Below are 15,605 nucleotides of genomic sequence, written 5' to 3'. Positions count from 1 at the left end.
CGCCGGGCGGGCATTGTTGGATATGCTCCCTGCGCGCCATCCTCAACACCGCACCAGGGGCTTGAGCACGCCCCCACCCACCACCCTCGCACACCAAAGAACCAGCATGCCATCGCTTGATTTCGACCTGGAGGAATCCCATTTCCGCGCGTTCTACGCAGAGCAATCCGCTGCGCTGGAAACCGCCTGCGCCGCCTTCACCGCCATGGTGGCCGCTGTGGTCACGCAGTCGGGTGGGGTAGAGATCGCCAAGGTGGAGGGCCGCGTCAAGGATGTGGATGAATGCATCCGCAAGTTCGTGCGCAAATACCGCCCAGCGCTGGAGGAAAACAACACGCCCTATGAGATCCAGCACTACATCACCGACCTGGTCGGCGTGCGTGTGGTGTGCCTGTACGAGGACGAGCTGGAGAAAATCGCGGCCATCGTGCGCGGGCACTTTGCCGTGATCGATGTCACCGACAAGGTGACGGCGGTGGAAAGCACCGAGGCCTCATTTGGCTACAAAGGCCTGCATCTGGACCTCAAGCTCAGTCATGCCGAACGCACGCAGCCTGAGCATGCAGCCTATGCCCACCTGCCGTTCGAGCTGCAGGTGCGCACCATCATCCAGGACTCCTGGAGCGTGCTGGACCACCGGATCAAGTACAAGAAATCGATCCCAGGCGAACTCAAGCGCCGCATCAATGTGCTGTCAGCCCTGTTCGAGCTGGCCGACCGCGAGTTCCGCCAGATCCGCGACGCCACGGCCGCCGAACTGCTGCAAGCCCCCGACGAAACCGCCGAGCCGCTGCCCGACCCTGCCACCGCCGACAACCCGCAGGCCCCCAGCAAGGCCCAAGCCCCCAGCAGCGAGCTCAACGCGTTCACCTTCCTCAAGATTGCAACGCACTTCTTCAAGGACTTCGAGTTCGAGCCTTCCAAGGTAGACGGTTTTGTGGACGACATTCAGGCGTGGTCCCGGGGCATGACGCGGGCCCGCTTCAATGCGCTGATGCGCGAGACCGTGGGCGTGGTCAAGCGCTACAAGCAGCACTTCGAAGAACAAAACCCCCAGGCCAGCTTCAATCCGTATACCGTGATCCGGCATTGCCTGTACTTGAGTAACAAGACCGCGTTCCGCCCCGCCCTGCGCAACTCGGCCCGGGAGTCGTTCGAGGCGTGGTTGCAGGAGCAGGCTGAGCCAAAGCCGCAATAATTTGAGAAAAATTGGGCCCTACCGCTCGTCCAGATTAAATTTACAGCTATCTATTCAATAGCAATTTGACTGGCATCGGCTTATTGGACAAGCTCTAAGTGAGACGCCCTGATCTGTCGCATAGGTGACTTGGCATTGGTGGTTTTCCTCCATGCGCTTGTTACGAAGTGCTGTTATATTGCACTGCAACATAACGGAGTTTCGCCCATGCTGTATCACATCTACGAAACCCAGCGCTCCCTGATGGAGCCCTTTACCGATTTCGCGCAGGCTGCTGCCAAGCTGTTCAGCAACCCCATGTCCCCCTTCAGCGAAAGCCCGCTGGCGCAGCGCATGTCTGCGGGCTACGAACTGCTGTATCGCCTGGGCAAGGACTACGAAAAGCCCGCTTTCGAGATCCATTCGGTGGATGTGGACGGCGTCGGTGTAGCGGTGCACGAACGCATCGAGATGGACAAGCCGTTCTGCGAACTGCGCCGCTTCAAGCGTTTCTCGGACGACACCGCCACCTTGACCAAGCTCAAGGCCCAGCCTGTGGTGCTGATCGTGGCGCCCTTGTCGGGGCACTACGCCACTTTGCTGCGCGACACCGTGCGCACCATGCTCAAGGACCACAAGGTCTACATCACCGACTGGAAGAATGCCCGGCTGGTCCCCCTGGCCGAGGGTGAGTTCCACCTCGACGACTACGTGAATTACGTGCAGGAGTTCATCCGCCACCTGCAGGGCATCTATGGCAACTGCCATGTCATCAGCGTGTGCCAGCCCACCGTGCCCGTGCTGGCAGCCGTGTCCCTGATGGCCAGCCGTGGCGAAACCACGCCGCTGACGATGACCATGATGGGCGGCCCCATCGACGCCCGCAAATCCCCGACTTCGGTGAACAACCTGGCGACGAACCGTAGCTTTGAGTGGTTCGAGAACAACGTGATCTACCGCGTGCCCGAGAACTTCCCCGGCGCAGGGCGGCGCGTGTACCCTGGTTTTCTGCAGTACACCGGCTTCGTGGCCATGAACCCGGACCGCCACGCCAGCAGCCACTATGACTACTTCAAGGACCTGATCAAGGGCGACGACGCCAGCGCCGAGGCCCACCGCAAGTTCTACGACGAGTACAACGCCGTGCTCGACATGGACGCCGACTACTACCTGGAAACCATCCAGACCGTTTTCCAGGACTACAAACTGGTGCACGGCACCTGGGATGTGCGCTCCCCCGACGGCAAGATCGAGCGCGTGCGCCCGCAGGACATCACCACCACCGCCCTGTTCACGGTGGAAGGCGAGCTTGACGACATCTCCGGCTCGGGCCAGACCGAAGCCGCGCACGATTTGTGCAGCGGCATCGTGCGCAAGGAACAACGCCATCTGGAGGCCAAGGGCGCGGGCCACTATGGCATCTTCAGCGGCCGGCGCTGGCGCGAAGTGGTCTACCCCCAGGTGCACGCTTTCATCCTGGAGCACGAAAAGCCCCAGGCGAAAATCGCAGCACCCGTCACGGAAACGCCGGACGACAACCCCCCCCCACCGCGCAGCAGCAACAACAAAAGCCGCAGCGCCCGCCCCCAAGGCAGCCGCCAAGCCACCCGTCAAACCCGTCGCCACAGCGGCTGTAAAAACGCCCGTCAAAGCAGCCGCCAAAACGCCAACCAAGCCCACGGCCAAGGCGCCTGCGGCGGTGGCCACCCGCTGGGTGGCACCAGCACCCGCAGCCACCACCAGCAAGCCCACCGGCGCTGCCGCACCCGCTGATGTGGGCGTTGCCACGCCAGCGAAGACTACGGTGACCGCCGCGGCATCTGCCCGCACCCGCCGCAATGCGGCACGCAAGGCTTGAGCCCCCCCCGGCCAGCTTCTGCATCAACTGCCGCCGCCCTCACGCTTGCGGCGCGGATCGACGCGGCCTTGCCCCAGACACAGTGCACACGCTGCGGCTATCCCGACTGCGCCACATACGCCCGGGCCATTGCCGAAGAGGGCGTGCCCATCAACCTGTGCCCCCCTGGGGGCGCTGAGGGCATCGCCCGCCTCGCAGCCATCACGGGGCAAGCACCGCTGCCGCTGAGTGCGGAGCATGGTGTGGAAGCCCCACGCACCGTGGCGTACATCGACGAAGCCTGGTGTATCGGCTGCACGCTGTGCATCAAGGCCTGCCCCACCGATGCCATCGTGGGCTCCCACAAGAAAATGCACACCGTTGTCGAGCCCTATTGCACCGGGTGCGAGCTGTGCATTCCGGTGTGCCCCGTGGATTGCATCCAGCTCGAAAACGCCAGCGGGAATGCCACCGGCTGGGCCGCATGGTCGGGTCCTTTGGCGCAACAGGCGCGCCTGCGCTACCAGGCACACCGTGAACGCCTGCCCTTGGAAGCAGTACCGGACGCGGATGATGAAACCCCTCCGTCCTCCGTTGACAACGGCCCTGTCCCTGCCTCCCTCGCAGATACCGCCACGGCGCAGGTTGCCCGCCAGGCCACCATTGCAGCAGCCCTGGAGCGAGCCCGCCAGCGGCGGTCACAAGCTCCGCGCTAGGTTGGGGGCTCTGAGCAAGAGCCCTCTTCATCCGCCCAGGTCGACAAGGACCGGGAAATCTTCAGGCCCAGCCCTCCGTGGCACTTTGAGGGAAGACAAAACCCGCAAAATCGAGCACATTGGAGCAAATTTCACGTTCAGACGGCGCATCGAACAGCCCCCCCCCGCTGCAGGGCAACCTTCAATGATTCAATAAGAGCGTCCCCACCCGCCCGCCTAGCACAGATCTTCTCGACAATGCACATCGCGCAATATTAGGCTGGGATTAATGACTATACCAACCAAATCAATACAGCCGCGATTTCAAATGGAATGTGCAATCCATGCAATCTAGCCTTCCCACCACATTGTGGCGGCACCGCAGTTTGGTCCTTGAACTCGTCAAGCGTGAATTTTCCAGCCAATATCGCGGCTCCTTTGGCGGAATATTTTGGTCGCTGGTGCAACCCCTCTTTTTACTGACCATTTACATTATCGCATTTGGAGTAATTCTCAAATCTCGCTGGAACAATGCAGGCAGCGCGGCTGACTATGCATTCATGTTATTCGCCGGGTTGATTATTTTCAATGCATTTTCAGAAGTCCTGAATAAATCACCTCTTCTGATAGCAAGGAACCCCAACTTCGTGAAGAAGGTGGTTTTCCCACTAGAGCTATTGCCCGTCGTTACAGTAGGAGTAGCCTACCTTCAGGCATTACTGGGTACAGCGATTTTACTGGCGGGATATATAGTTTTCATGGGGAAGCCTTCACCCACGGTGCTTCTTTTTCCCTTTATCCTGCTGTGCTTTTCACCCATGCTGCTGGGGTTGGCATGGCTTCTCTCCGCTGTGGGCGTTGCGGTGAAGGACATCGGCCAGCTGACAGGCATGCTCAGCCACTGCCTTCTCTTCCTAACCCCGATTTTCTACAGCATGGATTCTGCCCCTGAATTGCTGAAGAATTTGCTGATGCTCAATCCTCTGACCTTTATCGTCGAGCAGTTTCGCCTCGTGCTTCTGACAGGGGGACTGCCCTCCTTCTTGGGGCTTGCGGTCTATACCGGCCTTGCCAGTGCTTTTTCGTGGGCCTCGTTGATACTGTTCAGACGGCTGCGCACAACGTTTGCGGACATGGTTTGAGCGATGTCGGACATTGTCATTTCCGTACAGGATGTCAGCAAGTGCTATCGGGTATTCGACAATCAGCGCTCACGCCTTCTGCATGCATTGTCTCCTAGGCACACAGAAGGAATGCAGGAAATATGGGCACTGAAAGACATCAACCTCGAGGTCAGGCGGGGTGAATCGCTGGGGGTCATCGGCCGCAACGGCAGTGGCAAAAGTACCTTGCTGGAAATAGTGACCCAGACCCTGACTCCAACGACCGGCAAGGTACAGGTGAATGGGCGAGTTGCCGCATTGCTGGAATTGGGCAGCGGGTTCAACCCGGAATACACAGGCCGGGAAAACGTCCTGCTGAATGGCTTGTTGATGGGATTGACGCGATCAGATGTGGAGCGCCAATTCGACGACATCGCCGCATTTGCTGATATTGGCGATGTGCTGGACCGACAGGTCAAAACCTATTCGAGCGGCATGCTTGTTCGCCTGGCTTTTGCCGTACAGGTAGCATTGACGCCAGATATATTGATTGTTGATGAAGCACTGAGCGTAGGAGATTATTTTTTCCAGCAGAAATGTTTTGGACGCCTTCGAAAAATGCGGGAAGACGGTTTGACCCTGCTTTTCGTCTCACACGACATGGGGACGGTACGTGATCTTTGCAAAACAGCCCTCTATTTGCGCCATGGCATGGCTCAATTCATGGGCGACAGCGGATCCGCGATACGGCACTATTTCAATGAGGATGCGCCGATACTGCCTGCACACACCACGAAAACACCCACCTCACACCTTGTTGCAGTCACTGCGGATGCTCAAAACCCCATGATTTTCAACAATGCGTTCTGGACCAAACCTCAAAACCTTCGCAACAGGTTGATGGCAGTTAGCATCCAGGATCACAATGAGAACGAAATTGGGCATGCCAGGATGGGTTCTGATGTATATATAAAGGTACATTACCAAAGCCATCTGGATGATGTCGGCACGACAGTGGCATTGGCAATAAAAAACCGCTTTGATCAGGTTATTTTTGTCACCAATGCCCGGCGCTTGGGCGTGGAAGACTGCGAAACAGAAACAGGGAGCAGCGCAGTTTTTGTGTTCAAGGTGACGCTGGCCATGGAAGCGGGACTTTATTCCTTGAAAATTGGTATTCACCAACCAACCGGCATCAACAAGGGCAGAGAAATCGACAGTACTGGCTGGTTTGGGCCATTCAGGATTGACTGGGACTACGAGACAGAATCAGCACCATTTCTTGGGATGTTTGGACTCCCGGCAAGCGGAGAATTTATGGCAATAACCTCTGTGCAAAATTGACACTCAAAAATTTCCCACTAATGTACAAATTTTGCCATAGCGTCTCGCCGTGCAGCTTCAATGGAGATTGAATTGCAGGAATATAAAAAAATTCCAAAAAAATGGCTTGCAAAGTTCTTTGCGATCATCAATAGACCGTACCAACTACTTGGTACTTTTAGAATAATTTTGCATATCGCTTTTTCAGCATTTCGCCCATTGTGTCCTATTTTCCGACATGTTGCAGCCCCCTTCAAGCCGCGGCTAGGCAATCTCAATCAGTATGCGCCAAGGCCCATGGTGCCGCCTAGAGTGATACCAAAGACGCAATCATCTACAATTTTCCCCAAAATTTCACTGATCACACCTTCATTTAAGCAGGGTAATTTCATTGAAAATACAATAACAAGCGTTCTGGACCAAGAATATCCCAATCTGGAATATTTCATTCAGGATGGCGGCTCCCAGGACGAAACTATCTCCATTCTGAAAAAATTCGAAGCAAAATTAACCGGATGGGTATCCGAAAAGGATACGGGGCAATCGCAAGCGATCAACCGGGGTTTCGCACGAACGACGGGTGAAATCATGGCGTGGCTCAATTCAGACGACCTGCTCTTGCCGGGCGCCTTGAGCACCGTCGCAGACTACTTTGCCCGCCATCCCGATGTTGACGTGGTCTATGGAGACCGCTTGCTCATCGATCGAAATGGAATGGAGATTGGTCGCTGGATCATGCCAGGGCATGACAACACCGTATTGTCTTGGGCAGACTATATTCCGCAGGAAACACTCTTCTGGCGGCGACGCATCTGGGACAAGACCGGTGCCCAAGTCGACGAATCATTCAGGTTTGCCATGGACTGGGATTTGCTGATCCGTTTCCGGGACGCCGGTGCAAATTTTTCCCACATCCCCCGCTTCCTGGGCGCATTCCGGGTTCATGAACACCAAAAGACTTCTGCCAATATCAATGGCATTGGCCAGCAGGAAATGAGCCGGATACGCGAGAAAATCCTCGGCAGAGTCCCTGACTATAAAGAGATACGGAATGCCGTGCTTCCCTATCTCTCAAGGCACATGCTTCGCGATTTGGCATTCCGGATGCGGCAACCACTCAAGCGTGCACATTGAGCTGGGTGGAGCGTGCTCTTCAAGCTGGCTGCAGCCACTATATCGACCAATACGCCGCCAAAAGCAAACTGGCTGGATTCGAGACAAAGGAATTGGAAATGAGAAGAGCAGAAAATGGGAAGGCCGCCCGGTGGTACCGGCCTGGCGACGAGGTGTGGGGGCCGCGCCCATGACCGCGACCAATAACGGCTCAGCAGTCCGGGCACCGAGGGTTTATGTGGCCGGCCACAGCGGCATGGTCGGTTCGGCCATCGTGCGTGTGCTTGAGCAACAAGGTGGTGTCCAGATCATTGCACGCACCCACGCCGAACTCGATCTGACCTGCCAGGCGGATGTGCGTTCGTTTTTCAAGGATGAAGCTCCAACCCACGTCTACCTAGCCGCAGCCATGGTGGGGGGTATACACGCCAACAATACGTATCCCGCAGAGTTCATTTACCAAAACCTGATGATCGAGGCGAATGTCGTGCATGAAGCCTGGCGAGCCGGTGTTCAGCGCCTGATGTTCCTGGGTTCCAGCTGCATCTACCCCAGACTCGCGCCACAGCCCATGGGTGAAGACGCACTGCTGACCGGCACCTTGGAGCCCACCAACGAGCCCTATGCCGTTGCCAAAATTGCGGGCATCAAGCTGTGCGAGTCTTACAACCGGCAATATGGCACCGACTATCGCAGCGTGATGCCCACCAACCTGTATGGCCCGGGCGACAACTATCACCCAGAAAACAGCCATGTCATTCCGGCACTGATACGGCGTTTCCACGAGGCAAAGCTCGCCCATGCGCCCAATGTCGTGATCTGGGGAACCGGTGCACCGCGCCGCGAATTTCTATATGTCGATGACATGGCGGCAGCCTGCGTCCATGTCATGAATCTCGAAAAATCAATTTACAACGCCTGCACGCAGCCTCGGTTATCACATATCAATCTGGGGACTGGCGAAGACCTGTCCATTCGGGAGCTCGCACAATTGATCAGCGACGTGGTGGGATATCCCGGCCATATCGAGTTTGACGCCTCCAAGCCGGATGGTCCTCCACGAAAACTCCTGAATGTGAGTCGCCTGGAGGGACTGGGCTGGCGCGCCCAGACTGAACTTAGGCAGGGGTTGGCCATGGTCTACGGGAATTACATGTCAACACTGCAGCAGCGTGCCAATGGATGATGCGCTGGACATGCCGTTGGTGACAGTGGCAGTGCCTTCCTATAACCAGGGGCGCTATCTGAATGCTGCACTCGAGTCCATATTTGCACAGGACATCCCCGTCGAAGTCTATGTCGCGGACGGTGGTTCCACCGACGGCACGATAGAGGTCATCCGCCGCTGGGAAGAACGGCTTGCAGGCTGGCGCAGTTCCAAAGACATGGGCCAATCGTCGGCCATCAACGAGGCGATAGCAAATGGACGTGCGCCTTTTGTCTGCTGGCTCAATAGCGACGATTGGTTGTTGCCAGGTGCGCTGAAAAGCCTGGTGGCAGCACTGCAGCACAATCCAGCAGCCCCCATGGCCTACGGACGGGTATGGAACTATGTGGAAAGCACAAAAAGAACCAATCCCGTCTTTGTCCGCCCTTTCAGCGAGTGGTGGATGGCGCAATTCTGCATCGTTTCTCAGCCCGGAACGCTGATTCGCCGCACTGCCTGGGAAGCCGTTGGAGGCGTGGACGAAACATTGCACATGACCATGGACTACGATCTTTGGTGGCGCCTTTACAAGGCTCTGGGACCTCTGGAATTTGTGGATACCTTTCTGGCAACCAACCGGGAGCACCCCGAAACGAAGACGAGCACCCGGCGCAAAGCGCATTATCAGGAGGCGATAGATGTGGTGCGCCGGCATTATGGCCGGGTGCCATTAAAGTGGTGGCTCGCCCAACCATACTCGGTTTGGTATCGTTCCATGATGAGGCATTGACCACCTATTACTTCTGACATCCGCAAATGGCACCGCACCGAATTCTGGTCGATTCAGGAAACTATTTCTCCAACAACGACAATCTGGGAGACAGGGCGATTTACCAGGTCATTTTTCGCCGGTTACGGCATCTCTGGCCAGATTGTCAAATACATTGGATAACCCGCAATGCAGCCCTGCTCAGAAAGGATTGTCCCGAAGTCATTGCGCTTGAGCTCACCGAAGAACGCCTCCCCCTGCCGCTGATCGCCCTTGGTGCTGATACCCGGAACCTGATAACCCAAGCATCAGCAGACTGTGCGCGCATCGTGTCGGCGCTGATGGATTGCGATATGGTGATGGCGACCGGCGGCGGATATTTCAGCGACGATTTCTCTGGTCAATCGGAAGTCATCTTGCAGACGCTGGAAGCGGGTATCAGGCTCGGCAAACCGGCAATCATTCTGAGCTGTGGATTTGAACCCGTCAGCGTTCGCAGCCTTTCGCAGAAGATGCTGGGGGTATTTCCTCTTTTGAGCCTGGTGGTCTGCAGAGAATCGCAGCAAAGCCCGATGGTGGCGAGATCCTTTGGGGTGCCAGAACAACGCCTGGTCGTGGCAGCAGACGAGGCGATTGAACTGGCGTTTGACTTGCGCCCCACAGTTCTGGGCCAAAGCCTGGGCATCAACGTCCGCCAAGCGGACTACGCCGGCGTAGATGCCAACACCCTGTCGCGCCTGCGGGAAGGGTTGGGAAGTGCCATTTCACGGCTGGGTGCACCTCTTGTTGCCGGTGTGCCCATTTCGCTTGCCGGTCCTTCCGATCCTGACGCCATTGCCTCGCTGCTCCATGGCATCCCGGGCATCAGCTGCACCTCCTACCCGGTTGCAACGCCACAGGACGTCGTGCAGCAGATCGGTGCATGCCGTGTGGTCATCACCGGCAGCTACCACGCGGCAGTGTTCGCACTGTCGCAAGGGGTGTCGGTGATCGCCTTGGTGGCATCGCCCCACTACCGGTCGAAAATGCAAGGGCTTCAAGCCCAGTTTGGCGCCGCCTGCCACATCGTGTTTCTGGACCGTGAGGAAACGGCCACGCACTTGGCGACCGCCATACAGGATGCGTGGCATGCAGCAGGGACTGAACGGCAGCGGTTGCTGCAAGTGGCACGACAGCAGGTCAGCGTGGGCCGGGCTGCCTACGAGCGCCTGGCCGCGCTAGTGGAGGACGTTCCAGCCAACCCGCGTGCCAGCGCAACCTCGGAATTGACAGGTATTTCTACGCAGGCACCCATGAACAAAGACACCTCCGAACTCCCCTTCTGCTTGTCTCCGGAGGAAATTGAGCAATTTCGGACACAGGGCTACGCAGGGCCATTCACGGCATTCTCGCCCCATGAAATGGAAAAATTCCGCACAACGGTATGTGAGCGGGTGCTGCCCACGCCTACGCCTTATTGCCCATTCGGCCTGCGCGTGCGGCACCTAGACAGCCAAGCGGTCCATGCGATGTGCTCGGCCCCGGCCATCGTGGAACGCATGGCTTCTCTCTATGGGCCGGATCTCGTTCTGTGGAATTCCAATCTTTTCAACAAACCGCCTGCCCGGCCTGAACAGCAAGAGGAATACCCCTGGCACCAAGATCATTACAACTGGAACATGGAACCCATCCTGAACATTTCAGCTTGGCTGGCGATTACGCCGGCAACGCTGGAAAATGGATGCGTGGAAATCATTCCAGGCTCGCACCGGCAAATCATCCCTCCGGCCATCGATACAGATCCAGCCAAGAGCCTTCGGTTCGGCGGCATCGCTTCAGACCCCGCCTACGTGGATGAAACCCGCAAGGTATCCATGGTGCTGGAGCCCGGCCAGTTCTTTCTCTTCAATGAACGGCTGCTGCATCACTCCAACCCCAACCGCACCACGGAGCACAGGCTGGGACTGGCCGTCCGAGTGACGGTCCCCATCGCAAAGGTCAGCGAACCTTTCCCCTGCGTCATGTTGCGGGGTGAAGACCGCATGGGCTTCAACCGGTACATTGAAGCGCCCTTAGACGAGCCCGATTCGCACTGGCTCGCCTCCCTGCCGCCTGGGCACGACTACCTCTTTGACCGCCCCATCCCGGGACGGGGCTGGCATGTCCGGGAGACCGAAGGTCCACATCACTTTGCATGGACAGGCCTGGAGCCTGAGACATGGATCGACTTCCGCCCGGTAGGCGTTGGCGATCACCTGCTGCGGATGGAAGTGGTCCACCTGTTGACGATGGCAGCTGTCAGCGAGCTTCAAATGCAGGTGAATGGGCAAGCGATTGCGGTGCGCCAGGAACAAGTGGGCGACACGCTCGTCCTGGAGGCCCGTGTTCCCGACGCGGTCTTGCGAAGCCGTGCGGACCGGGTCAGAGTGGCGCTCCAGGGCTCCCCCCTCGTGCGGCCCTGCGATCTGAATCCGGAGAGCACGGACAAGCGCTCTCTGGGGTTGGGTATTCGCCGGATTGCGCTCTTGCCCATGAATGCATCCGGAACTGAGGTCGAAGCTGAGGCGGCCAACGCAAAAGCACCTGCACCACAACCACCCACTGCCTGGTACCGCCGGCTGCTGGGGTGAGCCCGCCGCTGGCCGAGGGCCGACAACTCAGCGGGCAGCGAGTGCCTTGTAAACCCCACACCCCACATACAGATCGCCCGCGCGGCTGACGTAAGACATTTTCGTCTGCACCGCACCCGTGGCAGGGTTGGTGATGTCGTACTCCACCCAGCCCGGCTCACGGTCCGCCTGGGAAACGATGTCGTTCACCAGCCGGTCGCCCGCAATGCCAGGAATGTCCTGCACCCGCGTGCCCACCTTGGCGGTGTTGCCTCCAAAGGCCAGGTAGGTGCCTGCGGAGTCGAGGACAAACACATACATGTCGCGGTCGTGGTAGGGCTGATTCTTGTCAGTGATGCTGCGCAGGAACTGGTCGCGCGAGGTACTCTTGTGCAGCGCCATGGCCTTGCCCACCAGCGCCACAGCCTCCTCGGCCGTGCCCTGCTGCAGGCGGAATGCAGAGACCGCACGCGACAGGGTGGATGCGCGGCTTTCCAGGGCCTCTGCCTGTTGCACGGCATGGCCCACCATCTGGGCGTTGTGCTGGGTGATCTGGTCCAGTTGTTGCACGGCGGCGCTCACCTCGCGCAGGCCGGTGCTTTGCTCGGCGCTCGATCCGGAGATTTCGCTCATGCTGGATGCCACGCTGCGAATGCCCCCCGCCATGTCCGAGATCCCCTCCCCGGCCGACCGAATCAGGCCCGCACTGGTTTCGACCTGACTGACCGAGGCACCGATCAGTTCACGAATTTCGTGCGCGGCATCGCTGGACCGCTTGGCCAGCGTGCGCACCTCTGCTGCCACCACGGCAAACCCACGGCCCTGCTCTCCGGCGCGAGCAGCCTCAACGGCTGCGTTCAGGGCAAGGATATTGGTCTGAAATGCAATGCTGTCGATCACACCGATGATTTCGGTCATGCGCCGCGCACCTTGCTGGATGGCCTCGACCGACTGCACGGCACGTGCCATGGCCTGGGCGCCCACATCGGCTGCGTCACGCACCTGCGCCGCCCGGGTATCGGCACTGTGCGCGGTCTGAGCGTTGTTCTGCACCGCTGAAGACAGTTGCTCCACACTGGCGGCCGTCTGCTCCAGGTTGGCGGCCTGCTGCTCGGTGCGGTCGGCCAGCGAGCGATTGCCCTCGGCCAGGCTCTGCCCAGCATGGGCGACCAGCGCCGCATTGCTACGAATGTCTGCCACCATGGAGGAGAGCGTGATCACCATGCGGTCGAGCGACTGCGCCATCTCGGCCACTTCGTCTTGTCCGTAGTCGCGACGGGGCTGGGCCCGGAGATCCCCGGCCTGGGTCAGCTCTATGGTTTGCGCCAGACCCGCAAGGTCGGTGGCCAGACTGCGGTAAAGCACGAGCAGAGCGTACAACACCACCGCTACGGCCAAGGCAAGCGCCCACCAAGGCGCCCCAAACGCAGCAATGGCAAGTGCCGCCCCCACCAGAAGACTCAGCGAGAGCAGCTTGCCAGGCAAATGCCACCTGCGCATCCACCAGAGCCCCGGACGCAGCGGTAGGAATCCTGACATCGTGTCTCCTCTATTGTTCTGATCAAATGGCCTGAATACTAGGTACACGCACTTACGGCGGATTGACAGACCACGGGCCCATCGACGCATTGAGGTCAGCTCCGGTCACGATCCGCCAAACCCTGGCCGATCCAGCGCCGACTGATCTGAGGTGATCGCCCATAATGGCGCCCCATGAATCCCCTGCTTTCCCATCTCCAGCCCTACCCCTTCGAGCGGCTGCGGCAGCTCTTTGCGGGGGTGGTGCCCCCGGCAGCCTACAGCCCCATCAGCCTGGGCATGGGTGAGCCACGCCATCCTACACCGCAGTTCATCAAAGATGCACTCAGTAACAACCTCAGTGGCCTGGCGAGTTACCCCGCCACCGCTGGCGAGTTGGGCTTGCGCGAGGCCTTCACCCGCTGGCTGAATTTGCGCTATGCCATCACGCTGGATCCGGCCACCCAGGTCCTTCCCGTGAATGGTTCTCGGGAAGCACTTTTTTCGTTTGCCCAAACCATCATCGATCCTTCAAAAGGCCAGCCGCTGGTAGTCTGCCCCAATCCGTTCTACCAGATCTATGAAGGTGCAGCCCTGCTGGCGGGCGCGGCCCCTTATTACGCGGCCAGCGACCCGGCACGCAATTTCGCCGTGAATTGGGACGCGGTGCCGGACTCCGTGTGGCAGCGGACGCAGTTGCTTTTTGTTTGCTCCCCTGGCAACCCCACCGGCGCCGTCATGCCGCTGACGGAGTGGAAGAAGTTGTTTGAACTGAGCGACCGGTATGGTTTTGTGATTGCCTCGGACGAGTGCTACAGCGAAATCTACTTCCGCGACGAACCGCCGTTGGGCGGCCTGCAGGCTGCAGACAAGCTCGGCCGCAGCGACTACAAGAACCTGATCTCCTTCACCAGTCTCTCCAAGCGCAGCAACGTGCCCGGCATGCGCAGTGGTTTTGTGGCGGGAGATGCGGCCCTGATCAAGGCCTTCCTGCTGTACCGCACGTACCACGGCAGCGCCATGAGCCCCATCGTGCAGGCCGCCAGCATTGCAGCCTGGGGAGACGAGCAGCATGTGGTGGAAAACCGCACGCGCTACCGCAAGAAGTTCGCCCAAGTCACGCCGCTGCTGGCGGGTGTCATGGAAGTAGCCCTTCCCGATGCAGGTTTCTACCTCTGGGCCAAAGTCCCCGAGCAGCTTGCCATGGACGACGCCGAGTTCGCGCGGGCCCTTCTGGCTCAATACAATGTTACGGTGCTCCCTGGCAGCTACCTGGCCCGCGAGGCCCAGGGCAGCAACCCCGGTGCCCAGCGCGTGCGCATGGCCCTGGTGGCCGAAACCGAAGAGTGCGTGGAGGCTGCGTTGCGCATCGTGCAATTCATCCAGTCCCGCACTGCCTGATTTCTGATTCCTGATCCACAGACTGACAGACAACAACATGACCCAACAACTGCAAACCCTCATCGACAACGCCTGGGACAACCGCGCCAGCCTTTCGCCCTCCGCCGCCCCCAAGGAAATCCAGGACGCTGTCGAGCATGTGATCGCCGAGCTGAACAACGGCACGCTGCGCGTGGCCACGCGCGAAGGTGTGGGCCAGTGGACCGTGCACCAGTGGATCAAGAAGGCGGTGCTGCTGTCGTTCCGCCTGAAGGACAACGAAGTGGTCAAGGCCGGTGACCTGGGTTTTTACGACAAGGTGCAGACCAAGTTTGCCCACTTGTCTGAAGAAGAAATGAAGGCCACCGGGGTGCGTGTGGTGCCACCCGCCGTCGCCCGCCGTGGCAGCTTCATCGCCAAGGGCGCGATCCTGATGCCGTCGTACGTGAACATTGGCGCCTATGTGGGCGAAGGCACCATGGTCGACACCTGGGCCACCGTGGGTTCGTGCGCACAGATCGGCGCCAACGTGCACCTGTCGGGCGGCGTGGGCATTGGTGGCGTGCTGGAGCCGCTGCAGGCCGGCCCCACCATCATCGAAGACAACTGCTTCATCGGCGCCCGCTCCGAGGTAGTTGAAGGCGTGGTGGTGGAAGAAAACTCCGTGCTGGGCATGGGCGTGTACCTGGGCCAGAGCACCCCCATCTTCAACCGCGCTACGGGCGAGATCAGCTATGGCCGCGTGCCCTCGGGCTCGGTGGTGGTCAGCGGCAACCTGCCCAAGACGGCCGCCAACGGCACGCCCTACAGCATGTACGCCGCCATCATCGTCAAGCAGGTGGACGCGCAGACCCGCTCCAAGACCAGCATCAACGACCTGCTGCGCGACTGATCGCACTCAAGGCCGGGGCAGGCCATCCCGCCTGCCCGCCGACAGACACCGACAACAAGAGGG

The 15,605-nt window shown here is 59.1% G+C and carries 12 protein-coding genes; 11 read left to right on the top strand and 1 reads right to left on the bottom strand.

Translation table 11 applies throughout. From position 1 onward, the window contains the following. The first annotated feature begins 106 nt into the window (after window positions 1-106). From ACQ4MJ_RS07840 to ACQ4MJ_RS07800, 9 genes are all read left to right on the top strand, one after another. A complete protein-coding gene (locus tag ACQ4MJ_RS07840) occupies window positions 107-1,198 on the top strand; it encodes a GTP pyrophosphokinase (RefSeq protein ID WP_431149306.1) in 1,092 nt (363 codons plus the stop codon). Between the two features lie 207 nt (window positions 1,199-1,405). Further along, window positions 1,406-2,950 (top strand): polyhydroxyalkanoate depolymerase, encoded by a 1,545-nt coding sequence (locus tag ACQ4MJ_RS07835; RefSeq protein ID WP_431173698.1) that lies wholly within the window; start codon window positions 1,406-1,408, stop codon window positions 2,948-2,950. Between the two features lie 153 nt (window positions 2,951-3,103). Continuing rightward, window positions 3,104-3,730: an RnfABCDGE type electron transport complex subunit B gene (locus tag ACQ4MJ_RS07830; RefSeq protein WP_431149308.1), complete on the top strand. Its 627-nt coding sequence runs from the start codon at window positions 3,104-3,106 to the stop codon at window positions 3,728-3,730. A gap of 323 nt (window positions 3,731-4,053) precedes the next feature. Further along, entirely contained in the window at window positions 4,054-4,851 is a 798-nt protein-coding gene (locus ACQ4MJ_RS07825; protein WP_431149310.1) for an ABC transporter permease, read from the top strand. 3 nt (window positions 4,852-4,854) lie between these two features. Continuing rightward, a complete protein-coding gene (locus tag ACQ4MJ_RS07820) occupies window positions 4,855-6,156 on the top strand; it encodes an ABC transporter ATP-binding protein (RefSeq protein ID WP_431149311.1) in 1,302 nt (433 codons plus the stop codon). A 60-nt stretch (window positions 6,157-6,216) separates the two neighbouring features. Continuing rightward, on the top strand, window positions 6,217-7,269 hold the full coding sequence (locus tag ACQ4MJ_RS07815; RefSeq protein ID WP_431149312.1) for a glycosyltransferase family 2 protein: 1,053 nt from the start codon (window positions 6,217-6,219) through the stop codon (window positions 7,267-7,269). Window positions 7,270-7,438: 169 nt separating this feature from the next. Then, complete coding sequence (gene fcl / locus ACQ4MJ_RS07810) at window positions 7,439-8,434, top strand: GDP-L-fucose synthase (RefSeq protein WP_431149313.1); 996 nt, start codon at window positions 7,439-7,441, stop codon at window positions 8,432-8,434. Continuing rightward, entirely contained in the window at window positions 8,427-9,185 is a 759-nt protein-coding gene (locus ACQ4MJ_RS07805; protein WP_431149314.1) for a glycosyltransferase family 2 protein, read from the top strand. Before fcl ends, ACQ4MJ_RS07805 begins: the two co-directional genes overlap by 8 nt. A 26-nt stretch (window positions 9,186-9,211) precedes the next feature. Beyond that, window positions 9,212-11,773, top strand: a complete 2,562-nt coding sequence (locus ACQ4MJ_RS07800) for a phytanoyl-CoA dioxygenase family protein (protein WP_431149315.1) — start codon at window positions 9,212-9,214, stop codon at window positions 11,771-11,773. 27 nt (window positions 11,774-11,800) lie between these two features. Here ACQ4MJ_RS07800 and ACQ4MJ_RS07795 read toward each other — a convergent pair whose 3' ends face one another. Then, complete coding sequence (locus ACQ4MJ_RS07795) at window positions 11,801-13,291, bottom strand: methyl-accepting chemotaxis protein (protein WP_431149316.1); 1,491 nt, start codon at window positions 13,289-13,291, stop codon at window positions 11,801-11,803. Window positions 13,292-13,465: 174 nt separating this feature from the next. Here ACQ4MJ_RS07795 and dapC point away from each other — a divergent pair, with 174 nt between their 5' ends. Continuing rightward, window positions 13,466-14,671 carry a succinyldiaminopimelate transaminase gene (gene dapC, locus ACQ4MJ_RS07790; RefSeq protein ID WP_218301135.1) on the top strand — a complete coding sequence of 402 codons (1,206 nt, stop codon included), beginning with the start codon at window positions 13,466-13,468 and terminating at the stop codon, window positions 14,669-14,671. 37 nt (window positions 14,672-14,708) lie between these two features. Then, window positions 14,709-15,542: a 2,3,4,5-tetrahydropyridine-2,6-dicarboxylate N-succinyltransferase gene (dapD, locus tag ACQ4MJ_RS07785; RefSeq protein ID WP_121506304.1), complete on the top strand. Its 834-nt coding sequence runs from the start codon at window positions 14,709-14,711 to the stop codon at window positions 15,540-15,542. The last annotated feature ends 63 nt before the right edge of the window (window positions 15,543-15,605 follow it).

Origin of the sequence: Acidovorax facilis, from assembly GCF_050626955.1 — a bacterium.
Lineage (GTDB): Bacteria > Pseudomonadota > Gammaproteobacteria > Burkholderiales > Burkholderiaceae_C > Acidovorax > Acidovorax facilis.
Note: the sequence above shows the minus strand (reverse complement) of the source record. Positions and strands in the feature narration are given on the sequence as shown.

Bases quoted from the DNA above. Each gene is read 5' to 3' on its own strand.
- ACQ4MJ_RS07840 (WP_431149306.1), top strand. From the start codon at position 107: ATGCCATCGCTTGATTTCGACCTGGAGGAATCCCATTTCCGCGCGTTC.
- ACQ4MJ_RS07835 (WP_431173698.1), top strand. From the start codon at position 1,406: ATGCTGTATCACATCTACGAAACCCAGCGCTCCCTGATGGAGCCCTTT.
- ACQ4MJ_RS07825 (WP_431149310.1), top strand. From the start codon at position 4,054: ATGCAATCTAGCCTTCCCACCACATTGTGGCGGCACCGCAGTTTGGTC.
- ACQ4MJ_RS07820 (WP_431149311.1), top strand. From the start codon at position 4,855: ATGTCGGACATTGTCATTTCCGTACAGGATGTCAGCAAGTGCTATCGG.
- ACQ4MJ_RS07815 (WP_431149312.1), top strand. From the start codon at position 6,217: ATGGAGATTGAATTGCAGGAATATAAAAAAATTCCAAAAAAATGGCTT.
- fcl (WP_431149313.1), top strand. From the start codon at position 7,439: ATGACCGCGACCAATAACGGCTCAGCAGTCCGGGCACCGAGGGTTTAT.
- ACQ4MJ_RS07805 (WP_431149314.1), top strand. From the start codon at position 8,427: ATGGATGATGCGCTGGACATGCCGTTGGTGACAGTGGCAGTGCCTTCC.
- ACQ4MJ_RS07800 (WP_431149315.1), top strand. From the start codon at position 9,212: ATGGCACCGCACCGAATTCTGGTCGATTCAGGAAACTATTTCTCCAAC.
- ACQ4MJ_RS07795 (WP_431149316.1), bottom strand. From the start codon at position 13,291: ATGTCAGGATTCCTACCGCTGCGTCCGGGGCTCTGGTGGATGCGCAGG.
- dapC (WP_218301135.1), top strand. From the start codon at position 13,466: ATGAATCCCCTGCTTTCCCATCTCCAGCCCTACCCCTTCGAGCGGCTG.
- dapD (WP_121506304.1), top strand. From the start codon at position 14,709: ATGACCCAACAACTGCAAACCCTCATCGACAACGCCTGGGACAACCGC.